Genomic DNA, 25,287 nt, shown 5'->3' with positions numbered 1-25,287 from the left:
GATAATAAATAATGGAAATTTTTTATAAAAAGTAGTAGTTTTAATTGTTGTTTTGTGTTTAATTATTGGTGAATAAATTGTGACATAAATATTGAGAGAGGTGGCTTTATGAGAAGCTTGAAGGAGTGGTTTTTCAATCAGCCGGATAAACCGGTTGTGATGAGTAAACCGGAAATAGATAGAACTTATCGTAAATTTCGTATTGAGATAGTGACAGCTGTATTTCTTTCTTATGCAGTGTTCTATTTGACGCGTAAAAATTTTTCTGCTGCAGCACCAATGATGTTAGAGCAAACATCTTTAACAGCAGAGCATTTTGCGGTGATGTCATCTATTTTCTATATATTGTATGGTTCAATGAAATTTGTTGGCGGAATGGTAGTGGATAAAATCAATCCACGTGCTATGACAGGCCCTGCACTGATTGGAGTTGGGATCGTTAATATTTTATTTGGCTTTTCAGATAGTATTACCGCTTTTTACATTTTGTATGCTTTAAATGCAATTCTACAGGGTACAAGTTTCCCACCAATGGCAAAAATAATGGCTTCTTGGTTCTCGAAAAATGAACGGGGACGTTGGTGGGCTATTGTTGAAGCTGCACATAATATTGGTGGTAGCCTTGCTCCGTTATTAACGAGTTTTGCAATTGCTTGGAGCGGCAGTTGGAAAATGGGCTTTTATGTGCCGGGAGCTATTTCATTGGTCATGGGGATCTTAGCGTTAATTATGATTAAAGATCGTCCGGGATCAGAAGGTTTGCCGTCAGTTGGTGAATGGCGTAATGACCCAACGGAATTAGCTCAAGTAAAAGCAAGCCCATCAAATTTAGGATTTTGGGAGATTTTCTTCAAATATATCCTTAAAAATCCGCTAGTGTGGGTGATTATTGTTGGGGATCTTTGTGTTTATATTGCACGTACCATTCTAAATGACTGGCCGCAAATTTATTATGTACAAGCGCATGGTTGGGATTTAGTAAAAGCAAACTCTATTATTACGTGGTTTGAAGCTGGTGGTTTAGCTGGTGGGTTGATTGCAGGTTACCTTTCAGACTTTTTATTTAGAAGTAATCGCTGGATGACAGGCTTAATGTTTGCTTTAATGCTCTGTGTTTCTATTGTATTGGTACCAGTCGTGCAAGACAGTTCGTATATTTTAACTGCTTGTTTATTTACGATTATGGGCTTTGCGCTTTATGGACCACATATGTTATTTGCCGTAGGTTGTTTAGATGTAACGCATAAAGATGCAGCTGGTTCTATTACTGGTTTCCGCGGTCTATTTAGTTATGTTGGGGCAGCATTAGCTGGAGTACCGGTCGTAATGATTAAGAATGTATGGCAATGGGATGGTGTGTATATGTATGCATTGATTTCGATCTTAATTACTACACTTTCTTTAGCGATCTTAGCTAAATTCCATAGGTTATAATCATACATAAATTGTTTATAAAAAATGGCATAAATTATTGAATTTATGCCATTTTCACTTTGGTTAAAACTAATTAATGTTTAAACATTCCGCCCATACCACCAAGGCCACCCATTAAGCCTTTCATACCACGCATCATTTTCGCCATACCACCTTTGCGCATTTTTTTCATCATACGTTGCATGTCTTCGAATTGTTTCAACATACGATTAAGATCTTGTACTTGTGTACCAGAGCCAGCAGCAATACGGCGTTTACGAGAACCTTTGATAATGGCTGGGTTTTGGCGTTCTTTGAAAGTCATTGAATTGATCATTGCTTCCATACGGTTAAACATTTTGTCATCTACTTGATTTTTTACATGGTCAGGTAAATTTTGCATACCAGGTAGTTTGTCTAACATTGACATCATACCGCCCATTTTTTTCATCTCGAGTAATTGTTCACGAAAATCTTCAAGGGTAAAGTCATCGCCTTTTTTGAATTTTTTCGCCATGCGTTCAGCTTTTTCTTGATCGACATTACGTTGTAAATCTTCGATCAATGAAAGAACGTCACCCATACCGAGAATACGAGAGGCAATACGATCTGGATAGAAAGGTTCTAGTGCATCAGTTTTTTCACCCATACCAAGGAACTTAATCGGTTTGCCAGTGATTTGGCGAATCGATAATGCGGCACCGCCACGTGCATCACCATCAACTTTAGTTAAGATCACCCCGGTTAATGGCAATGCTTCGTTAAATGCTTTTGCAGTATTGGCAGCATCTTGCCCTGTCATTGCATCAACGGTAAATAAGGTTTCAATAGGATTTAATGCTTGATGGATTTGTTTAATTTCTTCCATCATCTCTTCATCAACGTGTAGACGACCTGCAGTATCCACGATTAAAACATCAAAAAACTTCAGTTTAGCTTCGGCGAGAGCAGCCTTCACGATTTCAACTGGTTTTTGTGAAACATCTGATGGAAAGAAAGTCGCATTTACAGTTTGTGCGAGAGTTTCTAATTGTTTAATCGCAGCTGGGCGATAGACGTCAGCAGAAACCACCATAACTTTTTTCTTATGACGTTGTTGTAAAAATTTAGCTAATTTTCCAACGCTGGTGGTTTTACCAGCACCTTGTAAACCTGCCATCAAAATAACTGCTGGAGGTTGTGTTGCAAGGTTTAAACTCTCATTGGCATCACCCATAGCTTTTTCTAATTCAGCTTGGACGATTTTGATAAATTCTTGTCCCGGTGTAAGGCTTTTGTTGACTTCAACACCTAAAGCACGTTCTTTAACTTGATTAATAAATTCGCGAACAACAGGCAAAGCAACGTCAGCTTCTAATAAAGCCATACGCACTTCACGTAAGGTATCTTTAATATTATCTTCAGTTAAACGCCCTTTTCCGCTGATATTACGTAAAGTGCGTGAAAGGCGATCGGATAAATTTTCAAACATAGGGAATTCCTGATTTTGTATGATTCGTTATAGTGTGGCAATTGTCAGCATTGCACTATAAAAAGATGAACAAAAAACAGTGGGCATTATACCGAAAATTTGTTTGTTTTCATCATTACAACATAATCCTATGGAAAATTTAGGTAAAAACTGCTAACTTTTTATGGCTTATAGTTTTTTAAGAGAGCAAGAATTATGTTGTGGATTGGCGTGTTGACGATTGTAGCGTATTTAAGCAGTATTTTATTAATTACCCCAGTGTTAATGAAAGTACAGCAAGGCGAAACAACAACGATTACGCAGTCAAGTAAAAAATGGATCTTCCATAGTGCAATTTTAGCAATTGTGTTGCATGTCATTGGTTTAGTGAATAATTTCTTCGTTGCTGGCGGACAAAATTTTACGCTGTTCAATGTATCTTCTTTGGTTTCTATTTTAGTAAGTATTTTTGTCACTTTTTCGATTTTACGTACAAATACACTTTGGTTTTTGTTGCCTATTGTATATTGCTTTGCCACGATTAATGTTGTTGGTACAACCTTTTTCCCCGGCAGTTTTATTAAGCATTTAACAGAAAATATTGGATTGTTATTCCATATTATGTTGGCATTGTTTGGTTATGCTGTTTTCTTTATTTGTACACTATATGCGTTTCAGTTAGGCTGGTTAGATCGTAATTTAAAACAGAAAAAAATGACATTTTCACCAATGATTCCGCCATTAATGAAAGTAGAAAAACAGTTATTTCAATTACTTATATTAGGAGAATCGCTGTTAAGCATTACCTTGATTAGTGGCAGCATTTATTTACCAAACTTTTTTTCAGCGGAGCAGATTCAAAAAGCAATTTTTTCATTTATTGCTTGGTTAGTATTTGCCATTTTATTATTTGGTCATTACAAACTGCATTGGCGTGGAAAAAGAGTGATAATTTATACAATTTCAGGTATGATTTTGCTCACTGTTGCCTACTTCGGTAGTCGATTAGTGATTGCCTAGTTGGTAGGTGATACGATAATAAAATGGAGCGTTATCGTATCGAATGATTAATTTTATATAGGATTTTATTTTGGACAGTATCCCCATAAGTACGCTTTTTATTCTTTTAATTTTGTTACTTATTCTTTCTGCATATTTCTCAAGTTCTGAAACTGGCTTGCTTTCTCTCAACCGTTATCGTGTAAGGTATTTGGCTGAAAAAGGGCATACTGGTGCACAAAAAGCTGAAAAATTATTGAAAAAAACTGATATTCTGCTCAGCTTTATTCTCATTTTTAATAACTTAGTAAATATTATGGCATCAGCAATTGCGACTATGATCGGATTGCGTTTAGGCGGGGATGCTGGTGTGGCGATTGCAACTGGGGTACTAACTTTTGTGATGTTAGTATTTTCAGAAATTTTCCCGAAAACAGCAGCGGCAGTTTATCCTGAAAAAGTAAGTTTTTTTAGCAGCCACATTCTGACGATTCTAATTAAAATTTTTATTCCGTTAGTTTATTTCGTTAACTTTTTTACTAATGGTTTAATGCGATTAATTGGTTTAAAACACGATATTAAATCGCATTCTATTAGTGCAGAAGAACTGCGTACGATAGTTAATGAATCAGGTAAATTTATCCCACGTGCTCACCAACAGATGTTGCTGTCTATCTTAGATATGGAAAAAGTCACTGTTGAAGATATTATGGTGCCGCGTAATGAAATTGGTGGTATTGATATTGAAGATGACTGGAAATCCATTATGCGTCAGTTAAATCATGCTGCGCATAGCCGAGTTGTCTTATATAAAGAGAATATGGATGAAAATGCGTTAGGAATTTTACGAGTACGTGAAGCCTATCGTTTGATGTTAAATACCAATGAATTTACTAAAGAAACGTTAATGCGTGCCGCTGATGAGATTTATTTTATTCCGGAAGGGACAACACTAAACGCACAATTGCTCAATTTCCGTAATAACAAAGAGCGTATTGGTTTGGTGGTTGATGAATATGGCGATATTAAAGGGTTAGTAACGTTAGAAGATATCTTAGAAGAGATTGTAGGTGAGTTTACAACGTCTAATATTCCGTCCATTGAAGATGAAGTACAACAACAGTCTGATGGTACTGTGATTATTGATGGTTCAGCAAATATTCGCGATCTGAATAAAATGTTTAATTGGCATTTAGATACTGATGAAGCGAGAACGTTTAATGGCTTTATTCTTGAACATTTGGAAGATATTCCACAAGAAGGAACGGAATGGAAGATCGGTAATCTGAAAATTAAGATCTTAGAAGTTAGCGATAATATGATTAAACAAGCGAAAGTGAAAAGATTAAATTAATGTTGATGTAGTCAGTATTCACAAGCTGAAAAAAGAGTAGGAAAAGAAATTTTTCTACTCTTTTTGTTTTTATTAAATCATCTAACCGTTCTGGTGTAATTTGGTTTGTTAGCAGCTTATAAGCTCCAATAGACTTGTTTGTTATAGGCATTTAATAGTAACTTTTGTATAAGAAAAATCTATCTAAATCGTATTAGCAAAAAAATGATGGTTTAAGTTTATTAATTTTATTTAATAAATAAATTTTATTTTGAAGCATTTTTTGTAAAAAATTTGTGATAGAATGACTCTCGTTGGATAAATAAGTGTACGATAGTTACTAAATTAGAAAACTATTCATCTAATGATCAGTTTTATATCCAATACTTTATTTATAAGCTGCATAATAGGAACTGTGCAGTTGGCTATTGTCTTGATAACCATTGTATTAAGTATTAGATACCAACTGATTAAAGTATTATCGTTTCATTATCTTCCAATAATTGTTAATGGAATCATCGCAGTTTTTATTGCGATCCTAATCCTTTCTAAAATTTACTCTACTCTCGCGTTGCCCTTTATGACCACGAGATGTGTTCTGCTTGGAGCAAACTATGAACATAAATTTCTATGTAACCTGTATTGCTGATACAGTGAAAGCCAATGTTGCAAAACAGAGCGTATTACTACTCGAACAGTTAGGTTGTTCAATTACTTTTCTTGAAAAACAAGGATGTTGCGCTCAACCAGCGTTAAATGGTGGATATGTCAAAGAGGCAATCCCTAGTATTAAGAACTTAATTGAAACTTTTGAAGTAAATGACTATCCGATCGTTGCACCAGCAGGTTCTTGTGTTTATGCGATCAAAAACTATCCACAATATTTTGCACCTGATTCTGAATGGTATCGACGTGCACAAAGCATTAGTGAACGCTTTCATGATCTTACTGATTTTATCGTCAATGAATTACATGTAGAAAATGTCGGTGCACGCCTTGAAGGCAAAGCTGTTTACCATCCTTCTTGTAGCTTGTTCCGTAAGTTAGGCATTAAAGAAGAACCGTTAAAACTATTACACAATGTAGAAGGTTTAGAGTTATTACCGATTCATAACCAAGAAACCTGTTGTGGGTTTGGCGGTACTTTTTCTGTCAAGATGGCGGAGATCTCAGGGGAAATGGTGAAAGAAAAAAGTCAGCATATTATGGAAGTGGAACCTGATTATTTAATCGGTGCGGATGTAAGTTGTTTGATTAATATTGGTGGACGCTTGCATCGCGAAGGGCATCGCAATATTAAGGTTATGCACATTGCTGAAGTGTTGATGAGTCGTTAAAAGGAGAAAATGATGGGAATTAGTACCAGTAATCAAGCCTTCAAGCCACGAATTAACCAAGAAATTGATAATGAAATTATGCGTAAAGCAGTGGTGATGGCTCAAGAACGTATCGGCGCAAACCGTCAAAAAATGGTGGAAGAATTAGGTCACTGGGATGATTGGCGACATTTGGCAAAAGAGATTCGTAACCATGTGATTGAAAATTTGGATGCTTATTTATACCAACTATCAGAAAAAGTTGTCGAAAATGGTGGGCATGTTTATTTCGCTCAGACTGCTGAAGAAGCTTCAAATTATATCTTGCAAGTAGCTAAAGAGAAAAAAGCAAAACGAGTAGTAAAATCTAAATCAATGGTAACCGAAGAAATTGGCGTTAATCATGTTTTAGAAGCTGAAGGAATTAAAGTTTTTGAAACTGATCTTGCGGAATATATTTTACAAGTTGCAGAAGATAAGCCATCTCATATTGTTGTACCAGCGATACACAAAGATCGTGAACAAGTTCGCAAAGTGTTTCATGAGAAATTGGGTTATCAGGGTTCTGCCACACCGGAAGAGATGACATTATTTGTTCGAAATCATATTCGCAATGAATTTTTAAATGCGGATATTGGTATTAGCGGTTGTAATTTTGCTGTTCCGGAAACAGGAAGTGTTTGTTTAGTGACTAATGAAGGAAACCTGCGTTTAGCTACCACTTGCCCAAAAACACATATTGCTGTGATGGGAATGGAGCGTATTGCGCCAACTTTTAAAGAAGTTGATGTGCTTATTACTTTATTGGCACGTAGTGCAGTGGGATTGCGATTAACATCTTATAACACCTGGCTGACAGGCCCACGTTTGGCTGGGGAAGTTGATGGTCCGGAAGATTTTCATTTGGTGATTGTCGATAATGGTCGCTCTAAAGCGCTTGCTTCAGAATTCCAAGATGTTTTGCGTTGTATTCGTTGTGGTGCATGTATGAACACTTGTCCTGCTTATCGTCAAATCGGTGGTCATGGCTACGGTTCGATTTATCCAGGTCCAATAGGATCAGTATTATCGCCAATTCTTGGCGGTTATGAGCAATTTAAAGATCTTCCTTACGCTTGTTCACTTTGTACCGCTTGTAATTCTGTTTGCCCAGTGGAAATTCCGCTAGCTCAATTATTATTAAAACATCGTCGTAATATTGTAGAACTTGGTTTGACTAATAAACTTGAACGAATGACCATTAAAGGTTTCTCTTTTGTTAACAGCCATCCAAACTTTTGGAAAGTGGGTATGGTAATGGGAGCAAAAATGGCGAATATCTTTATCAAAAATGGTAAAGCACCAATACAAATTGGTGCAATTGGGGAATGGACTAAGGCTAGAGATTTACCGCAAGCTGATGGTGAAAGTTTCCGTACTTGGTTTAAAAATCGTTAAACAAAGGAGAGAGCGATGTTAGATCAACAAAATAGACAAAAATTTTTAGCGCATTTAGCGAAGCAGTTTGGTCGCGATCAAGTACGAACTGAGGTTGTTGGTAGCTATCCTAAAGTAAATCAATATCCAGAAACTCGCTTAACAGAGTTAGATATAGATCAACGTTGTGCACAATTTATAGATACTTCGATCAATGTAGCTGGCGTAGATTGTCAATTAACCAGTATTAAGCAACTTAAAGAGAGCTTTTTACAATTATGCGAAAAATACGCCGAGGGGCAGAATAACATCATTTTTACCGACGACGTTCGTTTGCATCAATATGGGTTAATAGAAGCGGCTACATCGCAATATACAACTTATACTTGGTCACCAGAAAAAGGCGATGAAAGTAGAAATTTCGCTGCTACAGCACGAATCGGAGTGGCTTTTGCAGAGTATGGTTTAACTGAATCGGGTGGTGTGGTACTTTATTCTAGTGCTCAAAATGGCAGATCGGTAAGTTTATTACCAGAGGTATCTATTATTGTTTTGGAGAAAAGCAAGATTTTGCCTCGTGTAGCTCAACTAGCGGAAATTTTACATATCAAAGCTCAACATGGTGAACGTATGCCATCGTGTATTAATATTATATCCGGGCCAAGTTCTACAGCAGATATTGAGTTAGTCAAAGTTGTTGGTGTTCATGGGCCAATAAAGCAAGTCTATTTAGTGATTGATGATGTTGAGTAAAAAATTATTAGATTACTCGTGAAAGTTTTTTAATTTTTGATTCATTATCAAATGATTTGCTTAATTAATGAATTGGAAAGATTGCGTTTGGTGTGACGCAATCTTTTCTATTTTTTATTTTTACTGCAGTAATTGTTGTACAACCTCGACAACGCCTTCAGTGGCTTTTTTAGCAACAACATTAACTTGTCGTTGTATAAAGCCAGTGTTTGGATTTGGATCAATCAGATAAATTTTTGCATTTGGTTTAGCTTCGTGTACCAAGCCATTTGCTGGATAAACTTGTAATGAAGTACCAACAACTAAAACCACATCTGCAATCGACACTAAATCAATAGCAGTTTCTAACATCGGCACATTTTCACCAAAAAAGACAATATGCGGACGCATTGGATGTCCATTAGGATCGCGGTCGGTGATCAGTTGATCTTGATGGCAAGGAACAATGTAATCGGGATCGAAACTGCTACGTGCTTTATTGAGTTCACCATGTAAATGTAAAACGTAACTACTACCAGCGCGCTCATGTAGATCATCCACATTTTGTGTAATGATTTTTACCGTAAATTTCTGTTCTAATTCAACTAATGCTAAGTGAGCAGCATTCGGTTTTGCTTCGGCAGCATTACGTCGACGCATATTGTAAAAATCTAAGACTTTTTGTGGATTACGACGTAAAGCTTCTGGAGTACATACTTCTTCAATTTTATGACCAGCCCATAAACCATCTTCGGCACGAAAGGTTGGCAAACCACTTTCCGCACTAATGCCAGCACCAGTCAGTACAACACAAATAGGTTTCATCATTTTGCCTCTATTGTTCTAAGATAAATTTTTCAATCACTTCTGCTACACCGGAATTGAGGTTATCGGCAGTAATGTAATTTGCGATAACTTTCACTTCATCAGTGGCATTACCCATTGCTACCCCTAATCCGGCATATTCAATCATATGCAAATCATTACCAGCATCACCGATACAGATAACTTCGTCTGCATTGATATTCAGATGTTGTGCTAATTTTTCGATGCCACTGCCTTTATTTGCTTCAGGAGGTAAAAATTCAAGGAAAAATGGTGTGCTACGTACAACGGTATATTGTTTTGCAATGTGTTCAGGTAATTGAGCTAATGCTTGATCAAGTTTTTCTGGTTGATCCACCCACATTGTTTTAATAACGGGTTCATCATCCGCTAAGATTGAAAAATCAATAATATTAAGGGTGATACGGTTAATATCAGCATCGTGTTGGCTATAAGAGTTTTGGTGTGGTGCGATTAAACCACGTGATTCAGAAAAAGCATGGCTAAATACACCAAATTTTTCTGCATATGCGACCAAGGTTTTACAATCTTTTCCAGTCATTTCTTGACGAGTGATAATTTTACCATCACTGCGTTGTACTAATGCACCATTAAAACAAAGTACATAATCATCATCACCAAGTAGATCAAGTTGTTGTAAGTAAGGTTGCAAGCCTTCTAATGGTCGTCCAGAGGCAAGCACAATTTTTACACCGGCTTGCTTTGCGGCATGAATGGCTTGTTGATTTCGTTCACTGATCGTTTTTTGTTTATCTAATAAAGTGCCATCCATATCAGTAGCAAGTAATTTATATTTCAACATATTTTTTCCTTATGACTCATTTATTTTAATCTTTGAATTTTATTTATTCTGGAATGCCTTTGGCATAAAATCAACACGCTTTTTTATAATAACTCTTGGAGGAGTAAATAATGCGATTTTCGTTAAAACCTGTATGTGTGGCTTTGTTTGGTGGTGCATTAGTAAGTGTAACCATTAATGCAGCAGAATTAAATTTACGCGTGATCGAAACTACGGATTTACACGCAAATATGATGGATTATGACTATTATAAAGATGCACCTTCTAGTGCGCTTGGCTTAGTGCGTGCAGCTGATTTAGTGATGAAAGCACGTGAGCAGGCGAAAAACAGTGTATTAGTTGATAATGGCGATTTAATCCAAGGTAGTCCAATGGGGGATTATGCCGCAGCAAAAGGATTAAAAAAAGGTGAAGTTCATCCAGTAATGAAAGCGATGAATTTATTGAAATATGATGTAGGTAATATTGGTAACCATGAATTTAATTATGGTTTAGATTTCCTCAAAAAAGCATTGGCTGGCGCTAAATATCCTTATGTTAATGCCAATGTTTTTGATGCGAAAACAGGTAAACCTTATTTTAAACAATACCTGATCAAAGATTATCAATTCACTGATAATGAAGGTAAAAAGCAACAAGTTAAAATCGGTTATATCGGTTTTGTGCCACCACAAATTATGACGTGGGATAAGAAAAATTTAGAAGGTAAAGTTATTACGAAAGATATTACTGAAACAGCAAAAGCGTTAGTGCCAGAAATGAAAGCGAAAGGTGCTGATATTATTATTGCGGTTGCTCATTCAGGTGTATCTAGTGAGCCTTATGAAGCATTAGCAGAAAATTCTGTCTATTATCTTTCACAAGTTAAAGGCATTGATGCAATCGCATTTGGTCATGCTCATGCCGTTTTCCCAAGTAAAGATTTTGCCAATATCCCAGGAGCAGATGTTGTGACTGGAACATTGAATGGTATTCCAGCAGTTATGCCAGGACGTTGGGGCAGCCATATTGGGGTGATTGATTTAGTGTTAAATAACAATAGTGGTAAATGGTTAGTGCAACAAGCAAAAGCAGAAGCACGCCCAATTTATGATGCGAAAAATAAAAAAGCATTGGCTGACGAATATAAACCAATGGTTAAAGTATTAGCCGATGATCATAAGCATACACGTGATTATGTAAATCAACCGATTGGTAAAGCTGATGGTAAGATGTATAGCTATTTGGCTTTAGTACAAGATGATCCTACTATCCAAATTGTTAACCAAGCACAACAAGATTATGTACAACGTTTTGTACAAGGTGATCCTGAGTTAGCAAAATTACCAGTGTTATCAGCGGCTGCGCCATTTAAAGTTGGTGGACGTAAGGATGATCCAACCAACTATACTGAAGTGGAAGCGGGAAAATTAAGCTTCCGTAATGCGGCAGATTTGTATCTATATCCAAATACATTGGTGGCATTGAAAATCAATGGCGAACAGGTAAGAGAGTGGTTGGAATGTTCAGCAGGACAATTTAATCAAATTGATCCAGCAAAAGCAGAAAAACAAGCATTGTTAAATTGGGATGGATTCCGTACCTACAATTTTGATGTTATTGATGGTGTTAAATATCAAATTGATGTAACTCAACCGGCTCGTTATGATGGTGATTGCAAATTAATTAATAAAGATGCACACCGTATTGTAGGTTTAACCTTTAATGGCAAACCGATTGATCCGCAACAAAAATTCTTGATCGCAACTAATAACTATCGAGCTTTTGGTAATAAATTCCCTGGTACAGATGGTAGCCAAATTGCCTTTGTTTCACCAGATGAAAATCGTACTATCTTAGCGGATTACATTCGTCGTATTAGTAAAGAGAAAGGCGAAGTCAAATCTCATGCGGACAATAATTGGCGCTTGAAAGCGATTCCTGATAATAAAGCAGAAATTGTTTTTGAAACTTCACCATCTGAAAAAGCAGCGAAATTTATTCAAGAAAACGCGCAATATCCGATGAAAAATGTAGGGCAAGATGAAAGAGGTTTTGCACTATATAGTATTGATTTGAAATAAAATCTAGGATGTTAATAGATGAAATCGGCATAAATAAGTTATGCCGATTTTTTTACTTTTTATTTCCTTTTCTTACCACCCTGACGAGCTTTAAAGCGCGGATTTTCTTTATTGATGATATAAACCACACCATGGCGGCGGACAACTTTACAGCCTGAATGACGAGTTTTGGCACTTTTTAATGATGATAAGACTTGCATAAATTGCTCCTATTTACTTTTTAAACCGAATGATGCAAAGCGATTGCTGAATTCACTTACACGACCTTCAGATACAATGCGACGAGATTGACCAGTGTAGAAAGGGTGTGATGCGGAAGAGGTGTCACACATAAATACTGGGTATTCTTTGCCATCAGTCCATTTCATTGTGGTGGTCGTTGTTGCACAAGAGCGGATTAAAAATCCTGTTTTGGCATTGGAATCATAGAATAATACAGTGCGGTAATTTTCTGGATGGATACCTTTTTTCATAGCTTGTCCTCTGTTTACGAAAAGAACGAAGACTATATATTAAATGATAATAATTATCAATTAAAAATTTATGTATAAAAAAAGGAAACGATAAATTTAACGTTTCCTTTTTAAGAATTTCATAAATTAAATCAATTGATTACTTATCTTTTTCTGCACAATTTTTAATATCAGAACATTTACCATAAAGATAAAGACTGTGGCTAGCAAGTTTAATACCATGTTGTGCACTAATTTCTTTTTGGCGTTTTTCGATCACATCATCATTAAATTCAAAAACTTTACCGCAATCCATACAGATAATGTGATCGTGATGTTCTTGTGGAGCAAGTTCAAAAATAGATTTGTTTCCTTCAAAATTATGACGGGTCAAAATATCAGCTTCATGGAATTGATTCAGCACACGATACACCGTAGCAAGACCAATTTCTTCGCCTTCTTCAAGTAACCATTTATAAACATCTTCTGCGGAAAAATGTTGCACTGAGGTACGTTGCATTAATGAAAGAATTTTTAAGCGAGGCTCAGTAATTTTTAAGCCAACTTTTTTTAATAGTTTTACATTTTCATCGATAATGTTCGTCATACTAACCTCTAATTAAATCAACAATCATATGGATGTATGTTAATCCAATGAATCATAAATGGATAACTGAAATTTTCTATTAAGGAGATAGAAATAATCCATATTCAAAGTATGGATTATTTCGTTTTTAAATGCAAATGATAATTAAAAGGAAGGTTATGCAAGTTGGTCTAAACACATTTCGCTGTAAATTTGTTTACACCATTTCTCTACACGTTCGTTAGTTAATTCAGGTTGACGATCTTCATCAATGCATAAACCAACAAAAGTATGATCATCAATTACTGCTTTTGATGCTTCAAAATGGTAACCTTCAGTTGGCCAGTAACCAACGATTGTCGCTCCATGTGGTTCAATAATATCGCGTACAGTTCCCATTGCATCACAGAAATAATCTGCATAATCTTCTTGGTCACCACAACCAAAGATCGCAACTAATTTATTGGTAAAATCAATTTCCTCTAATGTTGGGAAGAAATCGTCCCAATCGCATTGTGCTTCGCCATAGTACCAAGTTGGAATACCGATCATTAAGAAATCATAGGCTTCGATATCTTCTTTTGTACTTTTTGCAATATCGTGAATATCGACTAATTCACTGCCTAATTGCTTTTGGATCATTTTGGCAATGTTTTCTGTATTGCCAGTGTCGCTACCATAAAATAAGCCAATAAGTGCCATATTAATTCCTATTTTTCTCTAAATATGTTTGTAGGATTTGTTCTATGAGTTGCTGCCGACTTAGATTCGCTTCTTCTGCCAACTCTTCTAGCTGTTCTACCATACTGCTATGCAGTTTTAACTCAACCCGACGAAGCCCTACCGCTTTATCGCGACGTAATTGATTGCGTTTATTGATGCGGATTTGTTGTTCTCTGCTTAACGGATTGGTTCGAGGTCTTCCGACTCTAGCAACGTGAGCAAATAAGTCGAGCGTTATACAATCTGCTTCTTGTTTTGCCATTACTATACTCACTGAAAGTCATCTTTCAGACTACTTGAGATTGATAAGCCGTTTTTGTGGCGTGCAATATATCACAGTTTCAAACAAACTGAAAATATCACAACTTAGCTATTTTGTTGTAAATGACGCTGTATTGCTCGAATCACATAATGCGGTTTATCTGCATGAACCCAATGGGCAGCACCATTAATCGTAAAGGCATTTGCTTTTGGAAAGAGTTGCAAAATTTTGTCGCTATATTCGGGCAATACGTAATGAGAATTACCGCCGCGAATAAATAAAGTTGGCAGTGTGCAAACACCAGTACCAGTCCAATCCATTAATTGCTGATAATGTTGATACAATGCTTGGGTATTAAAACGGAATCGTTGTGGTTGTTTAGCATCAAATGATTTTAATACAAATTGCAAAATAGCTTCATTATTGACAAATTGTTCCATCACTATTTTGGCTTGCTGGCGTGTAGCAGATTGTGCCTCAGCAACAGCAAATAATGCCTGAAACACTGGACCATGTTCGTTATGTGTGTAGGTAACAGGAGCAATATCAAGCACGACTAAACTTTTGACATAATCAGGATAATTCAAAGCAAATTGCATCGCTGTTTTTCCGCCCATTGAGTGGCCGATTAAAATCACCTTATTTAGTTGCAAATGTTGTAGTAAACGTAACAGATCTTCTGCCATTAACGGGTAATTCATTTCATTTGTATGAAAACTATGGCCATGATTACGTAAATCGACACGTAATAGCGCGTAATCTTGTTGAAAGGCTTTGGCGATAATACCGAGATTATTCATATCACCAAATAGACCATGGATAAAAACGAGGGTTTGGGCAGCAGGATTTTCGTGAGGTAAATACTCGAAGTTAAGTAAAGGTTGAGTCATGATCAATATACTTGCTTGAAAAAAGAAAGGGATAAAAAAGATAAAATATTTCTAAGCAGGGATCAAGTTTTAAGCAATTGAAAAAAATTGGCATAGAAAATACACAGAGTATTGATTTTGTTTTCGGCTTTGCCGAGATCTATCGTATAATGGAGCGACATTAGCAGAACTTGGAGGGAATTTATGAAAACTATTAATATTGATGACGAGCTTTACCAATATATTGCCAGCAATACGCAAGCAATTGGTGAAGATGCTTCAACAATTTTGCGGAGATTATTAAATTTACCCCAAGTAAGAGTGGTCAATGAAACTAATCCAGTTACCTCAACAGCAAAAGTAGATGGTGAAACACAACCATCAAGTGAAGCACAAAAAGAGTTCAAATTAACAACCGATGCTGCAACAGTAACACAACCGAAAAAACCGAGTGATGACACGATCGCTCATATTAGTCGTCAATTGCAAAAACTAATTAGTTCTGCTGAATTCTTGCAAGAAGATAAACAAGTAAACCGTTTTTTACTGATTTTGAGTGTGTTATATCGCGCAAATCCGGAAGGTTTTTCGAGTGCAACTGAAGTGAGTCAAGGTCGTTCAAGAGTTTATTTCTCTTTAGAAGTGGCGGAAATTGAAGCATCAGGAAGCAGCGTTAATCCGAAACAAATTCCTAAATCACCATTTTGGGTGGCGACGAATAACAACACCGGACGTAAGTTGAATATGTTGGAATCAGTGATGCGTGCTATGTATATTCCTGAACATTTAATTGAATTAGTCAAACTTCAATTTACTTCATCACATAATGAGGAAAATCATTAATGTTATGGCAGCAGTATGCAAAAACTAAGCTAGATGAGATAGCGTTAAAGCTCGAAATAAAGCAACAAAATGAAAGCGGGGATGAAACCCGCTTTTCTATTGTGGAAAAAAGTTGGTCTTGGCAAGGTTTAAATCAGTTGATACAGCAACAAGCGTCCTATTGGCAGCAACAAGGTGTAAGCTATGGTGATGGTATTGCTTTGCTTGGGCGTTATCAGCAAGCCTTAGTTATTGCCTATTTATCTGCATTACAACTTGGTTGTCGTGTATTGGTGATCAATCCAACGTTTCCACAAAGTAAGATCGCAGAAATTTGCACACAAAATGAAATTAATTTTGTTGTAGATTGTCAAAACACGCTGATTGATGGCGATAAATTGCTGCCAATAGAGTTAGTAACTCCGATTAGTACTGTCGATCAGCAAGCAGCTTGGTTTGCACTTTGTCCTTTAACATTAACGCTGACATCAGGTTCGACAGGCTTACCAAAAGCAGTGGTGCATACGATGACGCAACATTTAGCGAGCGCGCGTGGAATTTCTCCTTTATTGGAGATTACATCACAAAGCGAATGGTTGTTGTCATTACCATTGTTCCATGTATCTGGACAGGGCATTATTTGGCGCTGGTTGTTTAATAGTGCGGTATTACGCTGTGTTGGCGAGTCAATTTATCAAGATTTGCCCAAAGTCACGCATACTTCATTAGTGCCAACGCAATTACAACAGTGGTTATCCTTATTAGAAGAACAGCATATTGCTGACTCTCGGTTAAAACATATTTTGTTAGGCGGTGCTCATATTCCTACGGAATTAACCTTACGTGCACAACGCTATGGTATTAACTGTTATGCAGGGTACGGTATGACAGAAATGGCTTCGACCGTATTTGCAAAAATAAGTGATACGAGTGATGGTGTTGGGTATCTATTACCGGAACGAGAATATCGTTTGGAAAATGATGAAGTCTGGGTGAAAGGTGCAACTTTAGCGTTAGGCTATTGGCAAAAAGGGCAACAAATCAGACCGTTGTTAAATTCGCAAGGCTGGTTTGCGACACGAGATAAAGCAAGACAAGATAGCGTAACGGGAGAATTGTTTATTTTAGGTCGGTTCGATAATATGTTTATTTCAGGTGGAGAAAACATTCAACCGGAAGAAATTGAAGCGATTATCTTAAAAGATCCAACTGTACGCCAAGCCTTTGTTTTACCAATTGAAGATCAAAAGTTTGGGCAACGTCCTGTTGCTTTGCTTGACTTTGTGGAGGGTTTTTCACCTCAAAAAGTAGAGCAACTTAGAAATGTTTTACAACAAAGAATAGAAAAATTTAAATGGCCAATTGCTTATTATCCGTTGCAACAGATTATGCCGACACAATCGGGCATTAAGCTTTCTCGCCATCTCTTAACACAACAATTAGCGAAATTTTTACAGAGTGAGGAATAAGATGAGCAAACGATTTATTATTGTGATGACGTTTTGGTTAACGCTATTTGCTGCAACTTTTGCTAATGCTCAAATTCCAACTGCGACAGATATTCAAGCTCAGATAGCAGCGTTGAAAGCCAATCCGAATGCAAATGATGCGGCTGATAAAAAAGAACTGACTGCACTCGAAGAGAGTTTAGATTTATTAGAACAACTGGATGATCAAAAGAAACAGAATACAGATTTAAATAATCGAATTAAAACCGCGACAGTTGCTATTCCTAAGTTACAGGCAGAATTAACTCGTTTAAAAAATAATAACACGCAAAGTGATAATAGCGATGAATTGGCAAAATTGTCAGAAGATACTTTGCAAAAACGTTTAGAAGCCTCTTTCCAAGAAACAGAAAAAATTCAATCGGTATTGAATGATGTTGCTTCACAGATCGTCAATCAGCAAACTTTACCAGATCGAATTCAGTCGATTTTAAGTACTAATTTATCTAGAACACAGACAATTAATCGTACGTTATCAGATAGTCAATTAGATCCAATTTTAGCGAATAGATATCAAATTGAATTAGCCTTAATTGACGCACAAAATAATTATAATCAAACGTTGTTAAAGGAGAGTGCAACGTTAAATTCTTGGTATGAATTACAACGTGATCAACAAAATTTCTATTTACAACAAGAAAAAATAGAACAACAAAATCTGCAAGCGGCGTTAAATGCAAAACGTTTAGCCGCATCGAAAAAACAGCTAGCACAATTAGAAAAATCACAAGAAAACAGTAGTGATAATGGCAATCCAATTATCCAAAATGAACTTAATCAAAATACACAATTAAGTCAGCAATTGCTTAATGAAACTCAAGCATCGAACCAACTTTCACAAGAAAGTTTACGGATCAAAAATGTATTGGATAATTTAACGCAAACCCAACGTAGTATTGATGAACAGATCAGTGCACTGCAAGGCACGTTAGTATTGTCGCGTATTATTAATCAACAAAAACAAAATTTACCGACCGATCAAACGATTGATGGGTTAGGGAAACGTATTACTGATTTACGAGTACAGATTTTTGATTTAACCCAATCAAGAGATGCGATCTACACGCCGGACAATTACATCTCACATATACCACACGCAGAAGAATTAACAGAAGCGGAACGTAATACCTTAATTGATATTTTGAATGAAAGAAAAAATATCTATTCTAATATTCTTAAATCTTTGAATGCACAGTTAAATTTGGCGATTACTATTGAGTTAAATCAACAACAAGTACGCTTAATTAGTGACGATTTACAACAAAAATTACAACAACAAAGTTTCTGGGTCAAAAGTAATAATCCAATTGATTGGGATTGGCTAGCTGAATTTCCAAAATTGGCATTAAATCAAGTGAAAAATATCAGTAACAATATTGATATGACGCATTTGAGTCGTAACCTATTACCAATGTTGGCGTTTGTGAGTTTTCTCTCATTAATTGCTGGCTTGATTTATTCCCAAAAACGTAAATTACAGGCGTGGTTGGCAAAAATTAACTCTCAAGTCGGTACATTAAATGCAGATAGTCAATGGCATACGCCATTAGCGATTTTCTTAACGGCATTATTGGTTATTCCATACCCATTACTCTTCTTAATCTTTTTTGTTCTGGTTGGGCATTTCACCATTGCTGATCCTATTCTCGCTTGGCCATGGACATTAAAAATGGCTGGTTATTGGTGGTTATTTGCTTTTCTGATTGAGTTATTGAAACCAAATGGTTTGGTATATCGTCATTTTGGCTTAGCAAAAGAGAGTGGTGACCTCTTTCTTGCGGTATTAAAACGTTCTATTTGGGCAATTATTTTCCTCATCAATACGACATTGTTCAGTGATATGAGTAATACACCGTTGAACAATGATGTAATTGGAGAAGTGTGTACCATTTCAGCCTTAATTTTCTGTGTTTTAATTATTGCACCGCGTTTTGGCTATGCGGTTAAAAAATATCAGGATACTCAACAGGAAGAGGTCAATAATCATCAACATATTGGGCCGTTGCTCTTAAGAATTATTAGAGTGTTGTTGTTGCTGATTCCAGTCGCACTAATTATTTTAATTGTTTTGGGTTACTACTATACAGCGCTCAATCTTATTTCTCACTTTGTTGCGAGTTACTTAGTAACAGTATTGTGGGTATTAATTAAACAAGTTAGTGATCGTACGTTGGTGGTATCGGCACGTCGTTTAGCTTATAAACGTTTGAAAGAACAACGTGAAAAGAACCAAAGCAAAACTGAAAGTAGTGGTCATGCTGAAGATATTGTCATTGATACGAAAGATTCTGAATTGGCGCTTAGTCAAGTTAAACAACAAGTTTCACGTATTGCGGAATGGCTATTGTGGGCAGTATTGCTTAGTTTCTATTATGCGGTGTGGTCAGATTTGCTAACCGTAGCCTATCATTTAAAAAGTATTACGTTATGGCAGCAAACCATTACTACTGAAACAGGCACAGTTGTTGAATCGATTACATTGTTAAATATGTTACTGGCGATTTTTATCTTAATCGTCACTTATGTATTAATTCGCAACCTCGCTGGGGTATTGGAAGTATTGATTTTCTCCAGAATGAAATTATCGCAAGGTGCGCCTTATACTATTACCACTTTATTAACCTATTTTATTGTTGCAATTGGTGCTGCTTGGGCCTTTTCTACATTGGGAATGTCGTGGTCGAAGTTGCAATGGTTATTCGCTGCATTATCCGTTGGGTTAGGTTTTGGTTTACAAGAAATCTTTGCGAATTTTGTTTCCGGTATCATTATTTTGTTTGAACGTCCAGTACGTATTGGCGATACCATCACCATTGGCGAATATTCAGGAACAGTTTCTAAGATCCGTATTCGTGCAACGACATTGGTGGATTATGATGGTAAAGAGGTCATTGTGCCAAATAAAGCCTTTGTGACAGAGCGTTTGACAAACTGGGCATTATCTAACACTATTACTCGCTTGGTGATCAAAGTTGGCGTGGCTTACGGCAGTGATCTTGAATTAACCAAGAAATTGTTACTACAAGCAGCGGCAGAATGCCCTGCGGTATTAAAAGAGCCGGAACCACGAGCCTATTTCTTAGTGTTTGGTGCAAGTACACTGGATCATGAATTGCGTGTGTATGTTGGCGATTTAGCAGATCGCTTACCAACAACAGATTACTTAAATCGCAAAATTAATCAGTTATTTGCAGAACACGATATTGAAATCGCATTTAATCAGTTGGATGTCTTTATCAAGAATCAAGATACTGGCGAAGAGATGAAAGTAGCTTCATCAACTGAAGATAGTATTAAACTTAATCAATAAAAATAATAGTTAGGAAGGATTTAAATATGGCAGGCAATAGTATTGGACAGCTTTTCAAAGTGACGACATTTGGTGAGTCGCATGGTATCGCATTAGGTGGCGTAGTAGATGGTGTGCCACCAGGACTAGAATTAAGCGAAGCTGATTTACAGCCTGATCTCGATCGTCGTAAACCGGGAACTTCTCGTTATACTACGCCGCGTCGTGAAGATGATGCAGTGCAAATTTTGTCTGGCGTGTTTGAAGGAAAAACCACTGGAACCAGCATTGGTTTAATCATCAAAAATAGCGATCAGCGGTCGCAAGATTACAGTGAAATTAAAGATCGTTTTCGTCCCGGTCATGCCGATTATACTTATCAACAAAAATATGGTTTACGTGACTATCGTGGTGGTGGTCGTTCTTCAGCCAGAGAAACCGCTATTCGTGTTGCCGCTGGCGCCATCGCAAAAAAATATTTAGCGACTCGTTTTGGTATTAAAATTCATGGCTTTTTATCGCAAATCGGTGATATTGCGATTCCAGCACAAGATTTAACACAAATTGATTGGGATTTTGTTAATAGCAATCCATTTTTCTGCCCAGACGCGGCGACCATTGATAAATTTGATGAATTGATTCGTGAATTAAAAAAAGCAGGGGATTCTATTGGTGCGAAATTAACCGTAGTTGCGGAAAATGTACCAGTAGGATTGGGCGAACCAGTTTTTGATCGCTTAGATGCTGATTTAGCTCACGCATTAATGGGAATTAACGCAGTAAAAGGTGTAGAGATTGGTGATGGTTTTGCGGTAGTAAATCAACGTGGTAGCCAACATCGTGATGAAATGACACCGGACGGTTTCTGTTCTAATCACGCGGGTGGCATTTTAGGCGGAATTAGTTCTGGGCAACCGATTATTGCCACTATTGCGTTAAAACCAACTTCAAGTATTACGATTCCAGGACGTAGTGTGAATTTAGATAACCAACCTGTCGAAGTGGTAACGAAAGGTCGCCATGATCCTTGTGTTGGAATTCGCGCGGTACCAATCGCGGAAGCGATGGTAGCGATTGTGTTAATGGATCACTTATTACGTTATCAAGGGCAATGTGGACATAAATAAATGATGAAACTTAAATGGAAAGGCATTGTTGCTGCATTGCTAATGTTTTTTGGGATAACCCAAGCTTTTGCAGAAACAGAATGGCAGCGGATTAAGCGCCCAGTACCGGGAGAACCATTGCCGATTGGTAGTTACAGTAATGGTTGTATTATTGGTGCTAGAGCGTTGCCATTACAAGGCGAAGGCTACCAGGTGATTCGTTCGCAAAAATTACGCTATTTCGGTCATCCAGATATGTTGAACTATTTAGCTCGTTTAGGAAAAAAAGTAAAAGTGGCTGGATTACCGACAATGTTGGTTGGTGATATTGCTATGCCTGCTGGTGGGCGTTTTGCAACCGGGCACGCAAGCCATCAAATGGGATTAGATGCTGATATTTGGTTAAAAATGGGTGCGATGAGTGCGAAGCAGGCGCTTAATCCAACCGCGATTTTAATGGTAAATCGTAAATTACAGCGTGTTGATGATCGAGTATGGACTAATAATCAAACTAAATTAATCCAGTTAGCGGCGAATGATCCACAAGTTGCTCGTATCTTTGTGAATCCAGCGATTAAACTGAAATTATGTCAAACCGTTACTGGCGATCGTAGTTGGTTGCGCAAAATCCGTCCTTGGTTTGGTCATGATGCACATTTCCATGTGCGATTACATTGCCCACAAGGTGCACAATATTGTGAGGAACAAGCTGCTATTCCGGCAGGCGATGGTTGTGGTGCTGAATTGATGTCTTGGTTTGAACCAAAACAATCAACAACACCTGCGCCGGAAAAACAACCGCCAGTGATGCCGATTTTATGTCAGCAATTATTAGATTCCCCAGATAAACAGCAATGGTTTGCTGGATAAAAAGATCAAGGAGAGAGTATGCTTGAACTTGGATTAGATGTTTATGCCATTCTTTTTTTATTGGCGGCCTTAGCTGGTTTTATTGATGCAATTGCCGGTGGTGGCGGTTTAATCACCATTCCAGCATTATTGGCGGTAGGTTTACCACCAGCAGCGGCGCTAGCAACCAACAAATTACAGGCAAGTGGTGGTTCTTTTTCGGCAAGTTTGTATTTTGTACGTAAAAAAGCGGTGGATTTACGCCAAATTTGGAAAATGATTGTTGGCACTTTTACTGGGGCAATGATTGGGACTATTGCGGTACAGTCGATAGATGCTTCTATTGTAAAATCATTGTTGCCGATTTTGGTGTTAGCGGTAGGTTTATACTTTTTGTTTTCGCCAAAAATTGGTGAACAAGATCGTCATCAACGTTTAAGTTTCTTAGCATTTGCGTTTGCTGCTGCATTTCCGATCGGTTTTTATGATGGCTTTTTTGGGCCTGGCACAGGTTCTTTCTTGTGTATGGCGTTTGTTACTTTATTAGGCTTTAATTTAGCAAAAGCGACGGCACATGCCAAAATTTTGAATTTCACTTCCAATTTTACCTCATTAGTTTTCTTTATTTTGGGTGGGGAAGTGTATTGGACTCTCGGTTTTATTATGATGCTTGGCGGTTTTATTGGGGCGAGATTAGGCGCAAAAATGGTATTAACAAAAGGGCAAAAATTGATTCGCCCAATGGTGGTAATGATGGCATTTATTATGACCGCCAAAATGATGTATGACTATGGTTGGTTTAATTAATCGATCACAAAATAAAGAGTAAGCATGTCTGATAATAAAAGAAGAATTACTGCAAGAGTAGGTTATCAACCTCAATTTCGTTGGCAATATTTATTACCGAAATATTGGGGTGTTTGGCTAGGTGTACTTTTGTTAGCCCTATTAGGTTTTTTGCCGTTTCGTTGGCGTGATTATTTGGCGGCAAAAATTGGTTTGCTGGTGGGAAAAGTAGCGAAAAAACAACGTCATCGTGCCGAAGTTAATTTACGCTATTGTTTTCCGCATTGGCGTGATGAACAACGACAACAAGTGATTGATCAGATGTTTGTTACGGTTGCACAAACAATGCTTGGCATTGGGGAAATCGCGTTACGTTCAGCAAAGCATTTACAACAGCGCAGCACTTTTGCTGGTATAGAGCATTTACAACAAGCGAAAGCGGCAGGAAAAAATATCATTTTATTGGTGCCGCACACTTGGGCAATTGATGCGTCAGGGATAATTTTGCATACCTATGGTATGCCAATGACAGCAATGTACAATCCACACCGTAATCCATTAGTCGATTGGTTGTGGAATAGTGTGCGTGAACGTTTTGGCGGCAAAATGCACGCACGCCAAAATGGTATTAAACCTTTCTTAAATGCGGTGCGTAAAGGTGAAATGGGCTATTACTTGCCAGATGAAGATTATGGTGAAGAGTTAAGTGTTTATGCTGATTTTTTTGCTACTTATAAAGCGACTTTACCCGGCTTAAATAAAATGTGTAAAGTGGCAAAAGCCGTAGTCATTCCAATGTTTGCGCGTTATAACGCACAATCTGGCCGCTATGAAATAGAAATTACAGCGCCATTAGATTTAGATGATGATGAGCAACGTAGTGCGCGTTTAATGAATGAAGTGATTGAAAACTTTGTCACACCAACGCCGGAACAATATGTGTGGATTTTACGGTTGCTAAAAACCCGCAAAGATGGTGCCGATATTTATTGCTAGAAATTTCGCTTTTTTTGATATTAAAGAGTATTTTTTCGCAATTTGCGCTGTTAGAATAGCAGGCTTTGAGAGTAGCATTCGCTATAAATAATTTGTGTTAGGCAAATAATTATGAACCAACAACAAAAAGAGTTAATTAAATCATCTATTAAATCAATTCCAAACTACCCTGCAGAAGGAATTATCTTTCGTGATATTACTAGCTTAGTTGAAGTACCAGCGGCATTTAAAACAACTATCGAGTTGATTGCAGAACACTTCAAAGATAAAAAAATTACCAAAGTTGCGGGAACTGAATCACGTGGTTTTATTTTTGGCGCACCAGTCGCGTTAGCGTTAAATGTACCTTTTATCTTAGTGAGAAAACCGGGCAAGTTACCGCGTGAAGTAATTTCACAATCTTATGAATTAGAATATGGTCAAGATACATTAGAAATGCACGTTGATTCTGTTACTGCGGAAGATAATGTCTTGATTATTGATGATCTGTTAGCGACAGGTGGTACAGTTGAAGCAACGATCAAATTAATTCATCGTTTAGGCGGTAAAGTCGAACACGCTGCGTTTGTGATTAGCTTGCCTGAATTAGGTGGCGAAGATCGTTTACGTAAACTTGGTGTTGAACCATTCACTTTAGTGGATTTTGCTGGCCATTAATCAATTCAAAAT

At 37.1% G+C, this 25,287-nt stretch carries 24 protein-coding genes; 15 read left to right on the top strand and 9 right to left on the bottom strand.

The window, feature by feature from the left end:
• Window positions 1-108 precede the first annotated feature (108 nt).
• Entirely contained in the window at window positions 109-1,434 is a 1,326-nt protein-coding gene (locus tag QS62_RS01165) for an MFS transporter (protein ID WP_082966102.1), read from the top strand.
• Between the two features lie 73 nt (window positions 1,435-1,507).
• On the opposite strand, the gene ffh is transcribed toward QS62_RS01165, so the two are convergent.
• The gene (gene ffh, locus QS62_RS01160) at window positions 1,508-2,884 is read right to left on the bottom strand and encodes a signal recognition particle protein (RefSeq protein ID WP_066104631.1); all 1,377 of its coding nucleotides are present in this window, start codon (window positions 2,882-2,884) and stop codon (window positions 1,508-1,510) included.
• A 198-nt stretch (window positions 2,885-3,082) separates the two neighbouring features.
• On the opposite strand from ffh, the gene QS62_RS01155 reads away from it, so the two are divergent.
• From QS62_RS01155 to QS62_RS01135, 5 genes are all read left to right on the top strand, one after another.
• Window positions 3,083-3,883 carry a cytochrome C assembly family protein gene (locus QS62_RS01155; protein ID WP_197495471.1) on the top strand — a complete coding sequence of 267 codons (801 nt, stop codon included), beginning with the start codon at window positions 3,083-3,085 and terminating at the stop codon, window positions 3,881-3,883.
• A 70-nt stretch (window positions 3,884-3,953) separates the two neighbouring features.
• Window positions 3,954-5,216 carry an HlyC/CorC family transporter gene (locus QS62_RS01150; protein WP_066104625.1) on the top strand — a complete coding sequence of 421 codons (1,263 nt, stop codon included), beginning with the start codon at window positions 3,954-3,956 and terminating at the stop codon, window positions 5,214-5,216.
• Between the two features lie 593 nt (window positions 5,217-5,809).
• Window positions 5,810-6,532: a (Fe-S)-binding protein gene (locus tag QS62_RS01145; protein WP_066104621.1), complete on the top strand. Its 723-nt coding sequence runs from the start codon at window positions 5,810-5,812 to the stop codon at window positions 6,530-6,532.
• 12 nt (window positions 6,533-6,544) lie between these two features.
• Window positions 6,545-7,948 (top strand): LutB/LldF family L-lactate oxidation iron-sulfur protein, encoded by a 1,404-nt coding sequence (locus QS62_RS01140; RefSeq protein WP_156536716.1) that lies wholly within the window; start codon window positions 6,545-6,547, stop codon window positions 7,946-7,948.
• A gap of 15 nt (window positions 7,949-7,963) precedes the next feature.
• Window positions 7,964-8,680, top strand: a complete 717-nt coding sequence (locus tag QS62_RS01135) for a LutC/YkgG family protein (protein ID WP_066104614.1) — start codon at window positions 7,964-7,966, stop codon at window positions 8,678-8,680.
• A 120-nt stretch (window positions 8,681-8,800) separates the two neighbouring features.
• Here the strand turns inward: QS62_RS01135 and QS62_RS01130 are convergent, their stop codons facing one another.
• Complete coding sequence (locus QS62_RS01130; RefSeq protein WP_066104610.1) at window positions 8,801-9,484, bottom strand: SIR2 family NAD-dependent protein deacylase; 684 nt, start codon at window positions 9,482-9,484, stop codon at window positions 8,801-8,803.
• Window positions 9,485-9,494: 10 nt separating this feature from the next.
• Window positions 9,495-10,307, bottom strand: coding sequence for a Cof-type HAD-IIB family hydrolase (locus tag QS62_RS01125; protein WP_066104606.1), 813 nt, complete (start codon window positions 10,305-10,307; stop codon window positions 9,495-9,497).
• A 110-nt stretch (window positions 10,308-10,417) separates the two neighbouring features.
• Here QS62_RS01125 and QS62_RS01120 point away from each other — a divergent pair, with 110 nt between their 5' ends.
• Window positions 10,418-12,370: a bifunctional 2',3'-cyclic-nucleotide 2'-phosphodiesterase/3'-nucleotidase gene (locus tag QS62_RS01120; protein ID WP_066104603.1), complete on the top strand. Its 1,953-nt coding sequence runs from the start codon at window positions 10,418-10,420 to the stop codon at window positions 12,368-12,370.
• A 59-nt stretch (window positions 12,371-12,429) separates the two neighbouring features.
• Here QS62_RS01120 and ykgO read toward each other — a convergent pair whose 3' ends face one another.
• The 6 genes from ykgO to QS62_RS01090 all read right to left on the bottom strand — a co-directional run bounded on the left by ykgO (window position 12,430) and on the right by QS62_RS01090 (window position 15,283).
• The gene (ykgO, locus tag QS62_RS01115) at window positions 12,430-12,570 is read right to left on the bottom strand and encodes a type B 50S ribosomal protein L36 (protein ID WP_066104600.1); all 141 of its coding nucleotides are present in this window, start codon (window positions 12,568-12,570) and stop codon (window positions 12,430-12,432) included.
• Window positions 12,571-12,579: 9 nt separating this feature from the next.
• Window positions 12,580-12,843, bottom strand: coding sequence for a type B 50S ribosomal protein L31 (locus QS62_RS01110; protein WP_066104597.1), 264 nt, complete (start codon window positions 12,841-12,843; stop codon window positions 12,580-12,582).
• A 139-nt stretch (window positions 12,844-12,982) separates the two neighbouring features.
• On the bottom strand, window positions 12,983-13,420 hold the full coding sequence (fur, locus tag QS62_RS01105; RefSeq protein WP_066104676.1) for a ferric iron uptake transcriptional regulator: 438 nt from the start codon (window positions 13,418-13,420) through the stop codon (window positions 12,983-12,985).
• 165 nt (window positions 13,421-13,585) lie between these two features.
• Window positions 13,586-14,110 carry a flavodoxin FldA gene (gene fldA, locus QS62_RS01100; RefSeq protein WP_066104595.1) on the bottom strand — a complete coding sequence of 175 codons (525 nt, stop codon included), beginning with the start codon at window positions 14,108-14,110 and terminating at the stop codon, window positions 13,586-13,588.
• Between the two features lies 1 nt (window position 14,111).
• Window positions 14,112-14,393, bottom strand: coding sequence for a LexA regulated protein (gene ybfE / locus QS62_RS01095; RefSeq protein ID WP_065236395.1), 282 nt, complete (start codon window positions 14,391-14,393; stop codon window positions 14,112-14,114).
• A gap of 104 nt (window positions 14,394-14,497) precedes the next feature.
• The gene (locus QS62_RS01090; protein WP_066104592.1) at window positions 14,498-15,283 is read right to left on the bottom strand and encodes an alpha/beta fold hydrolase; all 786 of its coding nucleotides are present in this window, start codon (window positions 15,281-15,283) and stop codon (window positions 14,498-14,500) included.
• Between the two features lie 183 nt (window positions 15,284-15,466).
• Between QS62_RS01090 and seqA the strand changes: the two genes are divergently transcribed.
• From seqA to apt, 8 genes are all read left to right on the top strand, one after another.
• Window positions 15,467-16,105 carry a replication initiation negative regulator SeqA gene (gene seqA / locus QS62_RS01085; RefSeq protein WP_066104590.1) on the top strand — a complete coding sequence of 213 codons (639 nt, stop codon included), beginning with the start codon at window positions 15,467-15,469 and terminating at the stop codon, window positions 16,103-16,105.
• Window positions 16,105-17,553, top strand: a complete 1,449-nt coding sequence (gene menE / locus QS62_RS01080; RefSeq protein WP_066104587.1) for an o-succinylbenzoate--CoA ligase — start codon at window positions 16,105-16,107, stop codon at window positions 17,551-17,553. Before seqA ends, menE begins: the two co-directional genes overlap by 1 nt.
• A gap of 1 nt (window position 17,554) precedes the next feature.
• A complete protein-coding gene (gene mscK / locus QS62_RS01075; RefSeq protein WP_066104584.1) occupies window positions 17,555-20,902 on the top strand; it encodes a mechanosensitive channel MscK in 3,348 nt (1,115 codons plus the stop codon).
• Window positions 20,903-20,928: 26 nt separating this feature from the next.
• A complete protein-coding gene (gene aroC, locus QS62_RS01070; protein WP_066104582.1) occupies window positions 20,929-22,008 on the top strand; it encodes a chorismate synthase in 1,080 nt (359 codons plus the stop codon).
• A complete protein-coding gene (mepA, locus tag QS62_RS01065) occupies window positions 22,009-22,857 on the top strand; it encodes a penicillin-insensitive murein endopeptidase (protein WP_066104579.1) in 849 nt (282 codons plus the stop codon).
• Between the two features lie 18 nt (window positions 22,858-22,875).
• Window positions 22,876-23,643 (top strand): TSUP family transporter, encoded by a 768-nt coding sequence (locus tag QS62_RS01060; RefSeq protein WP_066104577.1) that lies wholly within the window; start codon window positions 22,876-22,878, stop codon window positions 23,641-23,643.
• Between the two features lie 24 nt (window positions 23,644-23,667).
• On the top strand, window positions 23,668-24,618 hold the full coding sequence (gene lpxM / locus QS62_RS01055) for a lauroyl-Kdo(2)-lipid IV(A) myristoyltransferase (protein ID WP_066104574.1): 951 nt from the start codon (window positions 23,668-23,670) through the stop codon (window positions 24,616-24,618).
• A gap of 111 nt (window positions 24,619-24,729) precedes the next feature.
• Window positions 24,730-25,275, top strand: a complete 546-nt coding sequence (gene apt, locus QS62_RS01050; protein ID WP_066104571.1) for an adenine phosphoribosyltransferase — start codon at window positions 24,730-24,732, stop codon at window positions 25,273-25,275.
• The last annotated feature ends 12 nt before the right edge of the window (window positions 25,276-25,287 follow it).

Source organism: Gallibacterium salpingitidis (assembly GCF_001678495.1).
GTDB classification, from domain to species: Bacteria; Pseudomonadota; Gammaproteobacteria; order Enterobacterales; family Pasteurellaceae; genus Gallibacterium; species Gallibacterium salpingitidis.
This window is presented reverse-complemented; position numbering and strand designations above follow the sequence as displayed.

Excerpts from the sequence above, each read along its gene's own strand:
- QS62_RS01165 (WP_082966102.1), top strand. The coding sequence starts at position 109 with ATGAGAAGCTTGAAGGAGTGGTTTTTCAATCAGCCGGATAAACCGGTT.
- ffh (WP_066104631.1), bottom strand. The coding sequence starts at position 2,884 with ATGTTTGAAAATTTATCCGATCGCCTTTCACGCACTTTACGTAATATC.
- QS62_RS01145 (WP_066104621.1), top strand. The coding sequence starts at position 5,810 with ATGAACATAAATTTCTATGTAACCTGTATTGCTGATACAGTGAAAGCC.
- QS62_RS01140 (WP_156536716.1), top strand. The coding sequence starts at position 6,545 with ATGGGAATTAGTACCAGTAATCAAGCCTTCAAGCCACGAATTAACCAA.
- QS62_RS01135 (WP_066104614.1), top strand. The coding sequence starts at position 7,964 with ATGTTAGATCAACAAAATAGACAAAAATTTTTAGCGCATTTAGCGAAG.
- QS62_RS01130 (WP_066104610.1), bottom strand. The coding sequence starts at position 9,484 with ATGAAACCTATTTGTGTTGTACTGACTGGTGCTGGCATTAGTGCGGAA.
- QS62_RS01125 (WP_066104606.1), bottom strand. The coding sequence starts at position 10,307 with ATGTTGAAATATAAATTACTTGCTACTGATATGGATGGCACTTTATTA.
- QS62_RS01120 (WP_066104603.1), top strand. The coding sequence starts at position 10,418 with ATGCGATTTTCGTTAAAACCTGTATGTGTGGCTTTGTTTGGTGGTGCA.
- ykgO (WP_066104600.1), bottom strand. The coding sequence starts at position 12,570 with ATGCAAGTCTTATCATCATTAAAAAGTGCCAAAACTCGTCATTCAGGC.
- QS62_RS01110 (WP_066104597.1), bottom strand. The coding sequence starts at position 12,843 with ATGAAAAAAGGTATCCATCCAGAAAATTACCGCACTGTATTATTCTAT.
- fldA (WP_066104595.1), bottom strand. The coding sequence starts at position 14,110 with ATGGCACTTATTGGCTTATTTTATGGTAGCGACACTGGCAATACAGAA.
- ybfE (WP_065236395.1), bottom strand. The coding sequence starts at position 14,393 with ATGGCAAAACAAGAAGCAGATTGTATAACGCTCGACTTATTTGCTCAC.
- QS62_RS01090 (WP_066104592.1), bottom strand. The coding sequence starts at position 15,283 with ATGACTCAACCTTTACTTAACTTCGAGTATTTACCTCACGAAAATCCT.
- seqA (WP_066104590.1), top strand. The coding sequence starts at position 15,467 with ATGAAAACTATTAATATTGATGACGAGCTTTACCAATATATTGCCAGC.
- menE (WP_066104587.1), top strand. The coding sequence starts at position 16,105 with ATGTTATGGCAGCAGTATGCAAAAACTAAGCTAGATGAGATAGCGTTA.
- mscK (WP_066104584.1), top strand. The coding sequence starts at position 17,555 with ATGAGCAAACGATTTATTATTGTGATGACGTTTTGGTTAACGCTATTT.
- aroC (WP_066104582.1), top strand. The coding sequence starts at position 20,929 with ATGGCAGGCAATAGTATTGGACAGCTTTTCAAAGTGACGACATTTGGT.
- mepA (WP_066104579.1), top strand. The coding sequence starts at position 22,009 with ATGATGAAACTTAAATGGAAAGGCATTGTTGCTGCATTGCTAATGTTT.
- QS62_RS01060 (WP_066104577.1), top strand. The coding sequence starts at position 22,876 with ATGCTTGAACTTGGATTAGATGTTTATGCCATTCTTTTTTTATTGGCG.
- lpxM (WP_066104574.1), top strand. The coding sequence starts at position 23,668 with ATGTCTGATAATAAAAGAAGAATTACTGCAAGAGTAGGTTATCAACCT.
- apt (WP_066104571.1), top strand. The coding sequence starts at position 24,730 with ATGAACCAACAACAAAAAGAGTTAATTAAATCATCTATTAAATCAATT.